This is a genomic window from Streptomyces sp. ISL-12, from assembly GCF_018614415.1.
Taxonomy (GTDB): domain Bacteria; phylum Actinomycetota; class Actinomycetes; order Streptomycetales; family Streptomycetaceae; genus Streptomyces.
The window spans coordinates 16,172-29,264 of the sequence record NZ_JAGGOO010000114.1 but is presented as its reverse complement, the minus strand read 5'-3'; the positions used below and the strand labels follow the sequence as shown (position 1 = coordinate 29,264).

The 13,093-nt window shown below is 70.0% G+C and carries 10 protein-coding genes; 9 read left to right on the top strand and 1 reads right to left on the bottom strand.

Features of this window, described 5'->3' with window-relative positions; all coding sequences use genetic code 11:
• Positions 1-136: 136 nt before the first annotated feature.
• The 6 genes from J7I94_RS28785 to J7I94_RS28760 all read left to right on the top strand — a co-directional run bounded on the left by J7I94_RS28785 (position 137) and on the right by J7I94_RS28760 (position 8,190).
• The gene (locus J7I94_RS28785; RefSeq protein ID WP_215171623.1) at positions 137-1,147 is read left to right on the top strand and encodes a hypothetical protein; all 1,011 of its coding nucleotides are present in this window, start codon (positions 137-139) and stop codon (positions 1,145-1,147) included.
• Positions 1,148-1,555: 408 nt separating this feature from the next.
• Positions 1,556-2,314 (top strand): TnsA-like heteromeric transposase endonuclease subunit, encoded by a 759-nt coding sequence (locus J7I94_RS28780; RefSeq protein ID WP_308114735.1) that lies wholly within the window; start codon positions 1,556-1,558, stop codon positions 2,312-2,314.
• Positions 2,315-2,332: 18 nt separating this feature from the next.
• Positions 2,333-4,687, top strand: a complete 2,355-nt coding sequence (locus J7I94_RS28775) for a DDE-type integrase/transposase/recombinase (RefSeq protein WP_215171621.1) — start codon at positions 2,333-2,335, stop codon at positions 4,685-4,687.
• Positions 4,688-4,813: 126 nt separating this feature from the next.
• Positions 4,814-5,965: an ATP-binding protein gene (locus J7I94_RS28770; protein ID WP_215171619.1), complete on the top strand. Its 1,152-nt coding sequence runs from the start codon at positions 4,814-4,816 to the stop codon at positions 5,963-5,965.
• A 554-nt stretch (positions 5,966-6,519) separates the two neighbouring features.
• Positions 6,520-6,924: a hypothetical protein gene (locus tag J7I94_RS28765; RefSeq protein WP_215171617.1), complete on the top strand. Its 405-nt coding sequence runs from the start codon at positions 6,520-6,522 to the stop codon at positions 6,922-6,924.
• Positions 6,925-7,062: 138 nt separating this feature from the next.
• A complete protein-coding gene (locus tag J7I94_RS28760; RefSeq protein ID WP_215171615.1) occupies positions 7,063-8,190 on the top strand; it encodes a three-Cys-motif partner protein TcmP in 1,128 nt (375 codons plus the stop codon).
• Here J7I94_RS28760 and J7I94_RS28755 read toward each other — a convergent pair.
• Positions 8,177-8,932: a DUF5131 family protein gene (locus J7I94_RS28755; protein ID WP_215171613.1), complete on the bottom strand. Its 756-nt coding sequence runs from the start codon at positions 8,930-8,932 to the stop codon at positions 8,177-8,179. The genes J7I94_RS28760 and J7I94_RS28755 overlap by 14 nt on opposite strands.
• 249 nt (positions 8,933-9,181) lie before the next feature.
• On the opposite strand from J7I94_RS28755, the gene J7I94_RS28750 reads away from it, so the two are divergent.
• The 3 genes from J7I94_RS28750 to J7I94_RS28740 all read left to right on the top strand — a co-directional run bounded on the left by J7I94_RS28750 (position 9,182) and on the right by J7I94_RS28740 (position 12,821).
• On the top strand, positions 9,182-9,517 hold the full coding sequence (locus tag J7I94_RS28750) for a hypothetical protein (protein WP_215171611.1): 336 nt from the start codon (positions 9,182-9,184) through the stop codon (positions 9,515-9,517).
• Positions 9,518-10,419: 902 nt separating this feature from the next.
• The gene (locus tag J7I94_RS28745; RefSeq protein ID WP_215171609.1) at positions 10,420-11,892 is read left to right on the top strand and encodes a hypothetical protein; all 1,473 of its coding nucleotides are present in this window, start codon (positions 10,420-10,422) and stop codon (positions 11,890-11,892) included.
• Positions 11,889-12,821 (top strand): hypothetical protein, encoded by a 933-nt coding sequence (locus tag J7I94_RS28740; protein ID WP_215171608.1) that lies wholly within the window; start codon positions 11,889-11,891, stop codon positions 12,819-12,821. Before J7I94_RS28745 ends, J7I94_RS28740 begins: the two co-directional genes overlap by 4 nt.
• The last annotated feature ends 272 nt before the right edge of the window (positions 12,822-13,093 follow it).

The following is a 13,093-nucleotide window of genomic DNA, read 5'->3' as shown; positions in this document are numbered from 1 at the left end:
CAAACCCCCCTCCGAGCGTTACCCCACTTCTGCGCGAGTGCAGGAATCTGCACTACGGTGCGGGCGGCTCCCGCGTGCGCACCGGGAGACCACCGCGCGACGCCGGCGCAGACCAGAGCGGAGGGACAACGAGCCGATGCGGCTTGCCAGCACACACGCCACGGTGCAGCGCATCTGGACAGTGCGCCTGCGCCCGCAGACGGGCGGACCGGCCCTGGCCTGCCCCCGCTGCACGCACAGCCCCGTCCTGCAGGCCGTCTCCGCCCGCTCGGCCGCCCTCACTCATCTGGCCCGCCATGCCCGCGCCGACGCGTTGCCCGGGCATCTGCGCACCTGCCAGTGCCGGGCGCTGGGCTGCCGCTGGCACCCCCGCCACCGCGGCTGTGCGGGGCCCGTTCTGCTCGCCCTGACCTGCGACCGCGGCGGCCGTACCTGGCGACTGGCCGATGCCTGCGCCGCCTGCGCGGCGGCGATGAGCCGCACCGCCGTCGTGCCGCCCACCCTGCTCCGCGCCGACCGCGCCCAGACGCACTCCAGTACGTCGCGCTCTGCGGGCATCGCACCGCCATTCGGCCCGGCAGAGCAGCAACGCGTATGCGAAATGCTCACCTACCTCGCCACAGCACTGCCGCGTTTCTCCTCCCCCGCGGCCCGGCTGCTCGCCCTGCAGTGCGCACTGCGCGCTGACCGCCAGGGGCAGATCCGCCTGCCCCACGGCTTCCTGCGCGGCATGCGGCTGCACGGCCGCGCAGAGCTGTGGCTGGAGCTGGAACATGCCGGCTGGCTGCACCGCTTCAGACGCAGATGCTCTCCCATCCAGGCGCAGTTGCTCGATGCCGCCGTCCTCCACCAGGATCCCGGACGCACCGCGCGCGTCCGCGCCGCCCAATGGGCGCTGTGCCCCGCCCCGCTGGTCCTCTCGCCCGCCCTGCCCTCCGCTCTGCGGCTGGCCGCACTGGCACTGGCCGCCCACAGCACCGCTGGGGCGGGCGGGGGTGAGCTCGATGCTCTCGCCCGCCAGTGCGGGCAGCCGCCTCAGCAGTTGGAGGACCTCCTCGACCAGTTGGTCCGCGCCCGTGTCGTGACCGGCTGGCGCCTCCATCACGACGGTGACGAGGTGCGGTGGGAGCTGCCCGGGCACTCCTGATCGGGCAGAAGCCATCCAGCGGGCCGAAGTCGGCTTCTGGCAGGCGAGTTCAGCAGCCGAGCCGCCACGCGGGAGGCTGGCCGGCCACCGTCCAGCGTCCCTTCGTCGTCGCCGACTTGTTCACCCTTTCAGGTGTATCCGGCAGGCGGGAAAGTTCTCGCGGCGCGGCGCGGAGCAGCATGGGCATGCCGGGCTGCGGAAGCAGCCATCTCCGAAAGAGGCAGGGGCGGGTGAACAGGTGACGGGGACTTGGCTGTCCGGCCCCCGCCAACCGCTGCCGGTGCGGGGGCAGCCGACGGCGGGCGGTTTCGTGGGTCGGCCGGTGCACGGTCAGGGGCTGGACCCAAAGGGGCTGCCGACCGGCCAGGTATGCGGGACTCTGCGTCGGCACGGCAAGGGGTGTGCGGCGTGAACGCGGCGGAGAGCCCCGGCGGACTGCTGGAAGGCGAGGCCGTGCCGAAGGCGGGGCAGGGTGTCGTGGCTCTGTACCGCGAGCCGTACGGGCCGGTGCGCCTGTGCAGCGCGGCCGGGCTTCGGGGCGTGGCACTGGAGGAGCTCGGGCCGGTGAGCGAACCGGTGCCCTACCGGGGCCGCAAGGGCATCATCACCTACTGGCCGGTGGCGACCCGGGAGCAGACCGTGGTGTGCGGCAGCCTGCGGCAGTGGCGGCTGGCGATAGAGCTGGACTTCGAGCCGGCCTGGGCGGCGTTCAGCGCCGGCCCGGTGGAACTGCGGTGGCGGGCCGGAGGACGCCTTCGCCGCTGGCGCCCCGACTTCGTGGCGTGCACGGCCGAGGGCGAGCGTGAGGTGCTGGTGCTGAAGCCGCCCCGACAGGAGAGCCTGCCCGCGGTGAGACTCGAGGTGCTTCAGGAGGTGGCGCAGGCGGCCGGGTGGCGGGTGCGGCAGGTGCGTGAACCATCGGGGCTGCGCGCGCGGAACCTGGGCTGGCTGGCCGGTTACCGGTTTGCCGTGGGCGACGAGGAGGGCCTGGGGCGGGCGCTGCTGGAGGCATTCAGGGCGCCGACCGGTCTGCGGGCGGGGGTGGCGGCCAGCGGGCTGGACGAGCTGACCGGGCTGGACCTCGCCTACCGGATGCTTTGGCAGCGGCGGCTGCTGTTCGATGCCGCGTATCCGCTACTGCCCGACGCCGTGGCCTGGACAGCCTGAACGACCAGGAGGGGGCACATGGCGGGAGCAGACGAGGGCCGGTCTGCGGGGTCGCTGTCCATCGGGGCGCTGGTGCGCTGGCACAGGCGCGAATGGGAGGTGGCGGAGTGGCAGGGACCGCTGGTCACGCTGGTGCCTCGGGACGGCGCCGAGGCGCCCCGGGCGGTGTCGTTCCGGTGGCTGGTGGGCGCGGAGGACTTCGCTGTCCTCAGTGGCGGTGCGGCACCGGCCGCGGGTGGGGCGGCTCTCGGCGGGTGGGGCCGGCCGGAGGGGCGGGAGGAGGAGGCCGCGCTGTGGCAGGCACGCATGGTGGAGATCGACACCGGTCTGGCGCCGGGCCGAAGCGAGCATGCGCGGGGATTCGGGCCGGACACGACGCTGGCCCAGCGGTGCGCCGCGATGTCGGCGCGGCTGGCCGCCGACGGCATCCGCTGCTCCGCCCACACCCTCGCCGACAAGCGGCGCAAGTGGAAAGCGGCCGGGGAGAACCCGGTCGTCCTGCTGCCTCAGCCCCGGGAGGGGCGGCCGGGGGGCTTCACTGATCCGCGGTGCCTGGCCGCCATGCAGGAGGTGGTGACCCGGCGTGCACATGCGTCGGACGTGACCATCGACGTGATCCGCGAGGAAGTCGAGGACCTGCTGCACTCGCGGTACGCCGAGGAACTCGGCTCGGCGGCCGTGGCGGCCCTGCTGCCCTCCCGCTCCACCTTCTACCTGCGGATGAAGGAGTCCGGCCTGGCCGATGCGCTGGGCCAGCCGACACGGGCCCGGGCCGCCCTGGCCTCCACCCCGCCGCTGCCCCATGGCGGGCGCGAGGTCGTGCTGCGGCCGGGACAGGTGACCCAGACCGACACCACGCCGCTGCGGATCCTGGCCCGCGGCGACGACGGCCGGCCCACCGCAACGGAGCTGTCCACGCTCATCGATGTGGCCAACCACAACGTGTGCGCGCTGATGATCACGCCCAGCCGCCCCCGGGACGCCGAGAACGGGCAGCTGGGCCAGGCGACCCGGGCAATCGACCTGACCCTGATGCTGGCTCAGGCCTTCGCGCCCTGGCCAGTGATGCCCGGCTGGGACCCGCTCAGTGGGGCCGCCGCCTCCAGTCTGCCGTTCGGAGCGCTGCGGGCGGCGGACGAGCGGTTCACCGAGGCCACCGCCGCCCGCCCTGTCATCCGCCCCGAGCTGATCATCTACGACCAGGGCAGCCCCTATGTGAGCGAGCACTTCACCGAGGTCTGCGACCGGCTTCGCATCGCCCGCCGCCCGGCGCGCAAGAAGACCCCGACCGACAAGCCGCTGCCCGAGCACTTCTTCGTCACCCTCGCGCACCGCTTCAGTCAGCACGTCACGCACGGCTGGCAGGGCCGCAGCCACAAGAAACGCGGCCGCGGCATCGACCGGATGCCGCTGTACACGATCGCCGAGCTCCAGCAGATGGCCCAGGAGTGGGTGGCACTGGAGTACCAGCAGACCCCCGACGCGGGGCTGCGCGACCCGTTCCGGCCAGGCGTCGCGCTGTCGCCCAACGAGATGTACGCGGTCCAGGTGGCCCGCAGCGGCTACCGGGCGGTGCCGCTCTCCCCCGCCCAGAACCGCTTCTTCCTGCTGCGGCAGTGGGTCATCCCCGGCAAGGGCGGCTTCATGATCGACTATCGGACCTATCAGCCCACCGCGCAGGACGCCGGGCACTACCGGGAGATCCTCCTACGCGGCGGCTCGAAGCTGCCCGGCCGGGAGAAGCAGAGGGAATGCCGCTTCAACCCCTACCGTCCCGAGCGGGTGTGGTTGTACGACCACACGGCCGACACCTGGGTGACCTGCGATTTCCGGCTCCGGCACCTGCTGCACGACCCGTGGACCGCGGACATGTGGCAGGAACACGCCGAGCAGCACCAGGCGGCCGGCGGCAGCAAGCAGGACGAGGAGGCGATCGCCCTGTCCCTGGCGCAGCGCGACCGGCGACGGCGCAGTCGCAGACCGCCACCGAAGCGCACCGGGGCCGAACCGCCCTTCCAGGGTCTGGAGTTGGAGACCGAACAACCGTCCCAGGACCCATACGCGGATCTGGAGGAATTCGACCTGTCGACCCTGCGGCCCTACCCGGCGCTGCCCATCTCCCCCATGGCACCCCCCTCTGCACCCGCCCCGCCGGCGCTGCCCGTGGGCAGCGACGACGTGGGGCGGACTTCGGACAGCGGGCGGGCTCCGCATCCGCTCGCAGCGCTCTTCCCCGACGACGGCGACGGCAGCAGGCCGCAGGCCCTCACGGCCGAAGCACCGGCATCTGTAGACGAGGTCGTCGACGCAGAGCTCCTCGACGACCCCGATCCGGACGATGACGAGGCCGAGAACGACGTATGGGATGTGTAGGCGACCTGGGGCAGGGGCCGTGAACGACGCAGCCGCAGTCCGGCCCCCGCGGGGGCCGGACGCGTCCTCCGGCCCGGGGCCGGTCTGCCGGTGTCGAGGCAGGAACCGCGATGAGGGAGAAGCGTGATGAAGGCATCCGTCGAACTGCGTGATAAGCGTGAAGCCCGCCTGCGCCAGCAGCTGAGGGACACCCCGATGCGGCCTCTGCCGCTGTTCCAGCTCACCGGCTGGACCCACTTCGTCGACGAGGAGGTGAACCCGCCCGCCCTGGCGGCAGGCAACAGTCCCACCGAGGGCAGGAAGACGGACGAACAGGCCATCGCCTACCACCGGCACCTGCGGATGGTGCCCACCGACGCGATGACGCACATGCAGAAGACGGTCGTCGAGGCGGTCCACCGCAACAGCGGGAGCCGTGAGGGCCTGATGGACCATGTCATCGACGGGCCCGCGGGCACCGGCAAGACCTGCCTGCTGCGAGCGATCGGACGCACCGCCCAGCAGGAGATCGAAGTCGCCACGAACGGCCGACAGCCCAACACGATCCCGGTGGTGCACATCACCACCCCCGCAGACCCGGAGCCGAGGGTGAACTGGATCTGGGAGATCGGCTCCTACCTGGGTCTCAACCCCGAGCCGAAGAGCCTCACGGAAGTCCTGGAGATGCGCAGGCACCAGGATGTGACCCTGTCGGTCAACTACGTCCTGGAGACGGCGCAGACCCGTCTGCTGCTCGTCGACGACATCGACCGGTCCTCGCCACAGCAACTGGCCAACGTGCTGCCCTACTTCGACTACCTGCGCGACAAGCTGGGCATCTCGCTCATCTTCTGCGGCACCGGCGCCAGCCACCTCCTGCACCAGGCCCGCATCCTGGCCCAGGACCTGACCCGGGTCAGCGCGGAGAACCGGGTACGGCTCGAACAGGCGGGCCGCCCTGCGGATCCCGTCTCGCCCTCCCCCACCGCGCTGCTGCCCGTGACCTGGCTGCACCCCCTGCCCCTGGGCCCCAAGGCCGAGGAACAGGAAATGTTCCGGCGCGTACTGGCTAGCTTCGAGGCCGACTTGAGCCTGTACCGGCTCGAGGAAAACGCCCTCAGCAAGCACGCCGCCCAACTGCACCAGCTCACCGGCGGCTACTTCAAAGCCCTCTCCTACGTCATCTCCACCGCCGCCGTCATCGCGATCCACAGCGGCAGCGAGAACATCACCGAGAAAGAGCTCAAAGCCGCGACAGCCCAGCTCGGCCCCTGGCAACCAGCCGCAGGCGAGCGGTGAAGCCGGGCCGACCCTCACTGGCTCGGCTGCCGGATGGTCAAGACCCGCCCCGACGGGGTCCCCCGTCTAGCTGGGCCGGGTATCTGACATAACCGGCACACCCGCATGTCCAGGACAGGAGCCCGGTTGGGTATCCCTCCCGACAGCCCCGGGCCGTCCGTGAACTCCGTCCCGACCCGCTACGGCGACACCGCCTTCCGCTCCCGGCTCCAGGCAGTCTGGGCCCCTGCACGGCAACAACCGTCTCTTCGCGATGCCCGACCTGGGTGAGCCCTTCACCGACGCGGAACGCGGACTCATGGACGGGCCCGAGGACGACTTGCGGTGATCACCTGCTCAGGTGAGGAGTGAGGCCGCACCGGTTGGTGTGCTGTCGGCGGCCACGGACGTGACGTGCGGGTGCCGGGGCTGGCTCCGGGTCGCCGGCACAAAGGTGTTCGTCCTGTGCGCCAACAGACCGATGAACGGCGAGAAGAGTTCGCCGAAGCACCCGGCAATGAAGGACGTGGTGATGCCGTAGCGCGGCCGCGAGCCGGTCGGGGAAGCTGTACGTCGTGGCCGATGACACCGACACCGACGACTGGCCGGGCTACACGCCCGAAGAGATGGACCTGCCGACCGAACTGGTGGAGAGGATCAGACTGGTCTGCTCCCTTCTGCACCTGCCGGTGGCCGAACGCCACGGCATGCCGGGTGTGGCGCTGGGGCGTGAAGAGGTGTGGAAGCCGGGAGAGCCGGCCGACCACGTCACCGTCAGCTGGAATGTCAGCGACAAGCTGTTCGACATCGCGGAGACACAGGGCAGCGACGGCAGGGCGGAGCATCTGCGTGGCGCCATCGACGCCCTGGAACGCGGACTGCTCGACGCCCTGCGCCGGGGAGGCCTGCGGGTAGAACGCGACACCGGCACTCAGGACTGGAAGGTCCTGGGCATCGCTGCCCCCTCCCCGCTGGACTGACCCCAGCACCCCTGCTCACGAGTGCGGCTGGTACGCGGTCTTTACCCGCAGAGCATATGCACTCACCATCGGTGATCAGGGTCTGGGTCAGTCGGGGGCTGCCGACGGCGTGGGGGACAACGCGTGCAGGGGGTCGGAATGGGCGTCTTGTGGAAGCTAGAGCCAGCGACCGAGGCGAAGCACCGGTTGTACAAGCAGTACCTGGACGCCTGGTGGCCGATCTTTCTGCAGACTTCCGCCCGCACCGGATACTCCCGTCCTCGCGTCACACTGCTGGACGCCTTCGCCGGCCCTGGCCGCTACCTGGGCGGAGAAGAGGGTTCGCCCGTCTTCATCCTGAGAAAGCTGCTGAACCACACTGCGGTCGACCGCATGAACCTCAGCCGGCAGCGTGTCCGTCTGATCTTCATCGAGAAGGAGCGGCCACGTTACGAGCATCTGCGTGCGGAGCTCGTCCGCTGCTTCGGGCCGCTGGAGGACCTGCCCGTACACGTCGAAGTGCATCACGGCGAGGCCGGACAGGACAGTGGCGAACTGCTGACCAAGCTGGACGCCTGGGGCCACCCGGTCCTGGGGATCTTTGACAGCTGGGGCAACATCAACGTGCCGTTGTCCCTCATGCGCCGCATTGCCCACAACCCCTCCAGCGAGGTCATCACCACCTTCGGTCCCAACTGGTTCAGCCGCGAGCAGGGGCGGCAGATGGCCAGTGAGGAGTTCAACCCAGAGCTCCTCGACATGGTCTTCGGCGGCCGCGAGTTCTGGTCGCCCGCTGATGCAGAACTCCGGCCTGACGAGCGGTGGCGTGTGTGGCTGTCGACCTACCGTGACGCACTGCGCCGGGCGGGGTTCCGCTCCCAGCTGCAGTTCCGGCTCGTGCCCCGCACCGGCCAGCCTCTGTACCTCGTCTTCGGCACCGGCCACCCCAAGGGCCTGGAGGCGATGAAAGAGGCCATGTGGAAGGTCGACGTCAGCGACGGCATGAGCTTCAAGGACCCCCGCACTCGCGGCGGGGTCCTTCCCGGACAGTCCACGCTGTTCGCCGGCGCGGACGTGGTCGACCCCGAGCTGCTGGAACTGGTCCACCAACGTCTGTCCCAGGGAGTCGCGACGGTGGAGGACATCGGTCAGTGGCTGCTGACCGAGACCTCACGCTGGCTGCCCAAGCATGCGCTCGCCGCTGTCCAGGAGCTGCGCAACGACGGCGTCGTGAGGGTGCTGAGCAGTGGCAAGCTCACCCGCAAGAGCCGGGTCAGCCTGAACTGACCGCTCCGGCCAGCGGAAGCTGGTCCCACTGCTGTCCCTCCAGCAGACGGCCTCCCGCCTTCGGGGTCCGGCCGCCCCACTGCTTGAAGAAGAACGGCACATCGGCCTCCTGGCAGACGTCGCGGATACCGGTCACCCACTCCGGCTCCAGCGGCCTGAAGCGCGGGCCGGACTCCCCGCCGGCGATCACCCAGTCGATGCCGGAAACGTCCAGGCCCTTCAGCGGCCCCAGCAGCGGTTCGCACGACAGGAACCGCACCGCAGCCGGCACCTGGCGCAGGTCGTCGACGCGAGCGAGTTCCTTCTCGCCCTCCACCGACACCCCCATCCACAGGTTCGCCGGCCACTCAAGCCGGTCGGCGACCTGCCGTAGCCGCCGCGCCCGCTTGGTCAGCACCTGATAGGTGTGCTGCGGTGTGTCGGCGATCACCTCAAAAACCTGGCGAACGAAGTCCAGCGGTACGCGAGCGTGGAACAGGTCCGACATCGAGTTGACGAACACCGTCCGCGGACTCTTCCAGCCGTAAGGGATCTGGAGAGCATCCGGATGCACGGTCAGGCCGAACCCCGGCCCGGAGGTCCGCGGATCGCCATCCCTCTGGTACTTCGCCGACCCCATCGCCTTGAGGCGTTTCGCCAGGGTGAGCGCGTAGCAGTTGTCGCAGCCGGCCGACACACGATCGCACCCGGTCGTCGGGTTCCACGTCGCCTCAGTCCACTCGATGGCGCTGCGATCACTCACCGGTTTCCTCCTGCCATGCGCGTCTTCACACCGTCACCAGGGACAAGCGCGGCGTGCTGCCCAACGATGCCCGCATCCGGCAAGTACCGGGGCCCGTTGCTCGGTATTGCTGCGGTTGCCGACTGCTCTACTCGCCTCAATGTTCGAACTTTCGTTCTAAATCTAGTGACCGGGAACCATGCCGTCGACAGGCAGTACGGGCCATCGCCACGCTTCCGCGGCTCCCGCTCCACCGGAACCCGCCTCCCTGTGGCCCTCACCGCCGCGCTCGGCCGCGCACCGCATCACGCCCCGGGCAGCACCCGCCGCGTACGGGTCCAGCTCACCGCCGGCGGCCGGTACGGCGGCGTCGGCATACTTCCCGGCGCGCATCGCGGCCGTACGAGTGGGCGGCAGATGCCGGGCGGTGCGCTCACGGGCCTGCTGGGCGACTTCGGCGGCGGCTCCCTTGGCCGCGGCGCGAGTTGTCGACGGTGCGCCGTTGAGCGCATCTTCGCCCTGTACGCCAACCGGGCCTCCACCTCGGCCGGTTCGCTGCGGGCCAGCGCCGACAGAGCGGAACACCAGTACTCCGCGGCCGCGTAGGCCAGCACCTGGTCCAGCTCGGTGCGGATGGTCGACTCCCGTGCGCCAGGACGCCATCGACGTCGGTGCGATCGTTGACGTCCGCCCGCGTGGCGGCCGCTGTCAGCGCCGTCTCGACGCTCAGGTCCTCGGCTGCGCTGAGGTTCGGATAAGCCTCACAACCCCCGGCCGCATCCTGCTTGCCGCAACCAGAGCACGGCCGCGCGCCGGGCCTGTCCAGCTGCCTCGGCTTCGGCGCGGGCCACGCGAGGGCCTCCGACGCTGTTCGCGCTCGAAGACGGCACCCTCTTTCCGGGCCTGATCGTGCACCAGTTGCTCGCAGACCGTCTCACGCAACTGCTGCCCGTACGCCACCCGCGGCCCTTCCGCCATAGCGTGAGGCGGGGCGGTATCTCCCTTCGCGGCCACCTGAGGCGCAGGCCGCAGCGATCGGCAACCAGGGAGCCGCAGGTCCCGCAGGGGCCGCCGGTATCCATTCGCAGGCCTTCGTCTCACCGCAGACACCCGCAGTAGGCCTGGCGCGACAGCCCCCGCCCGATCAGCCAGCCCACCGGATCCGTCAGCGCACAGCGCAGCCGGGCCGCCCGGTGCCCACCGAAGGTGCGCTGAATCGCTGACCAGCACAAACCAATCCACCGAGCCACGTAGGCGGCTCTGGCCGTGCATGTCCACGAGCAGCGGCGTCTCCACGTCGTGCATGACCCGGCTCAAGCGCGCTGTCGCGGCGGTCACCGTCGGCCCATGGACTGTTCCAGCCCTCACGCATGGCGGTCTGCGCACCGGCTTCTGCCCCATCCCGGCATCACGACGGTCGCGGGCGCGGGATGATCTGTTGAGGAAGCTGCGGACGGCTCGGGCCGACTGTCGCGGGGGCGGGAGTCGGCGGCAAGGGGGATCTCGGCATGCGCAATGTTCTGAGCCGGATTGCCACGGAGGGAACGGTCCTGGCACGCCGCCATGTGCGTCCCTTCAAACGTGCCTATCTGGTTCGCGACGACGACTACGCAGGCGTGCTGCGGGTGATCGAGCGTGCCTGCCAGGTGTGGGGCGGGGTCGGCGACCTCATTGTTCCGGTGGCTGCCGACGGCAGCGTCAGCGACTTGTACCGGACGTTGTTGCTGCGCAGCGAGCTCGACTACCTGACGGTCGTCGTCCCTGATACCGAGTCACAGGCCTGGCAGCAGCGATGCCGCGAACTGGGCGAGGCGGTGCGGCTGCCGACGGGGCGGGGTGAAGAGATACCAGTTCTCATGATTGCCGGAGCGCGGGACGCCGGGAATCTCCGTACGGTGACCGTGACCGGCACACCGGCGGGCGATCCCTGGGAGCTGGTGTACAGCGTCATGCTGGGGCGCTTGCCGCACCGGCCTGACGAGGACCTGTTGGCGTACTCGAGAGCCCGTGATGATCTGCAGTTCTCCGATGTCTTGACCCTTGAGCGGCAGACACCCGAGAGCTTGGGGGTGGATGACCTGCTGACGCGGTGCCGGCAGGTCACGCCTGTGGGACTGAGCCGGATGTCCCTGACACCCCGTCCCGTGCGGGTGGGCACCAACGGTGTTGACGACTGGCTGCAGGAAGCCGGTGCTGCAGCACGCGATCTGGGCCGCAACGTCTACGTCCTCTGCAAGCACAAGAGCGTCGCGGACGCCGCCCTGTTGTGGAACCTGCGGGCCCTGCACGGCTGGTCCCACATCGTGCCGATCGGCCTGCCGGTGTCGCGTACCTCGGCTGGGGAACTGGACGTCGCCGAGGCGGAAGCAAGGATCGAAACCGTCGCTCGTCAGCCGTTCTGGATGACCGGCGCCGCGCCCATGATGGTGCTCACCTCGACCACACTGCCGCACGAGGACCTTGAGGCTGTAGGGGGTCGTTTGCCCCACCGTCCGGTGTACGCCCTCAGCCCTTCCGACGTACTGGTCCCCACTCCCGCGCCCCTGGCCCGGAGTTCCAGCATGCCGCTGACCTTCGCCGCCGGTCGCGCGCTGGCGCCGACACTGGCCGAGGACGACCGAGAGGTATTGGCGCTGGTGAACACGGACCAGTCGGTCCGTGTCACGGTCGAGGTCGACCGGCAGCCGCTGCCTTCGTTGGTACCGCTACGCGGTGGGCGCTGGTCGATGTACCCGGCGTACGGTGGGGGCGGCGCGATCGTTAGTGCGTCAGCGACGGGCGTTGCCGAAGTGCAGTGGCCGCAGACGTGGACCCTGTTGGAGGCGGCCGCGCGTGAACACGGTCTGACGGTGCGGGAGTCCGTTCCCGGCCAGCATGCCGTCGCGCTGGCCGAACTCGCCGGCGGCGCGCACGGGGTCGCTGGCTGGCTCATCGCGGTCTGCTCTCACTGCTGTACTCCACTGCGGCAAGCACGTCCATGAGCTGGTTCAAAGCGCGGGCGGATCGTCTGGCCAGGCAGGTAGCCGCAGCTCAGGAAGATCCCGACGCCGCGATGGCGCAGTTCTCCGAACTGCTCGCGGACGTCAACGTCAGCCATGATGCCGAGACTTCGGGCGCATTCGATCTCAGCTCCCTCAGCAAGGCGCTGGGCGGGAAACGCTCGGTCGCGGAAGCCTGGCTGCGGTGGGCACTGCAGCGGCGCCTCGTCCTGCGTGTCGTCCAGCTCATCTGTGATCACTGCGGCTTCAAAGTCCTGCGACCGGTGGAGCAGACCGGCAACGCCGGCTGTCCACGATGCGGCCGCACGATGGTGGACCCGTTCGCCCTGACGTCGCTGACGTTCCGTTACCGCCTGGCCGAGCCGCTGCGACGGTCGATCGACGATGATTCCGTCTACCACGCCTTGATCATGCGCTGGCTAATCGCGGCCCTGGCGAACCGGCCCGGCTTCCTGGTGGGCGCGCACCCCGGAGTCGAGTTCTTCCGCGGGAAGCAGCAGATCGGCGAGGCCGACATCGCCCTGCTCATGGCGGATGGCACCATCATTCCCGCCGAGGTGAAACGGCACGGCCGCCAGCTGACCGAGGGCGAGGTGGGCAAGGTTCGCTCGATCGCCGATGCGCTGCAGTCCCCCACCGTGCTGCTTGGCGCGGGAGACAGCAGCGAAGACTGCCCTCAGGCCCTCACACATGACCGCGACGACGGCACCGCCCGCGTCATCACCAGCGACTACTGGCTCACCCCGATCCCCCGGCCCGCCATCGACGGCTCAGGCCTGCCCCGCTGGAACAGAGACAACAACCATCCCCCCGGCACTCTGGAAGACCACGAAGAAGCCTTCTGCAGCCTCATCGAGGACGCCAGCGCCCGCGCCTTCGGCACACACGACCCCGTCCGCGACCTGTTCTGACGTTCGGTACACCGGCGATTTCCGCTCCATCAGGAAGAGCATCTCCTTCGGGAGGTGCAGTCGGCGAAGGCCAGGTATCAGCGTGCGCGGCATCACCTGGCCGCCAGCTCAGAACTCGTGGTCCATGACGGCGTTCTCCGGCACGTGAAAGTCACTCTCCAGTGCCTGCGCCGGGAGGGACATGGTGCGCTGGCCGCGCCGCTTACGTTCGTGGCGGTTGCGCGCCACTCACAGGCGGTCGCCTCCCGTTCTTCCCGGGCGGTGAGGAGCGC

Bases quoted from the DNA above. Each gene is read 5' to 3' on its own strand.
- J7I94_RS28745 (WP_215171609.1), top strand. From the start codon at position 10,420: ATGCGCAATGTTCTGAGCCGGATTGCCACGGAGGGAACGGTCCTGGCA.
- J7I94_RS28760 (WP_215171615.1), top strand. From the start codon at position 7,063: ATGGGCGTCTTGTGGAAGCTAGAGCCAGCGACCGAGGCGAAGCACCGG.
- J7I94_RS28770 (WP_215171619.1), top strand. From the start codon at position 4,814: ATGAAGGCATCCGTCGAACTGCGTGATAAGCGTGAAGCCCGCCTGCGC.
- J7I94_RS28775 (WP_215171621.1), top strand. From the start codon at position 2,333: ATGGCGGGAGCAGACGAGGGCCGGTCTGCGGGGTCGCTGTCCATCGGG.
- J7I94_RS28740 (WP_215171608.1), top strand. From the start codon at position 11,889: ATGAGCTGGTTCAAAGCGCGGGCGGATCGTCTGGCCAGGCAGGTAGCC.
- J7I94_RS28785 (WP_215171623.1), top strand. From the start codon at position 137: ATGCGGCTTGCCAGCACACACGCCACGGTGCAGCGCATCTGGACAGTG.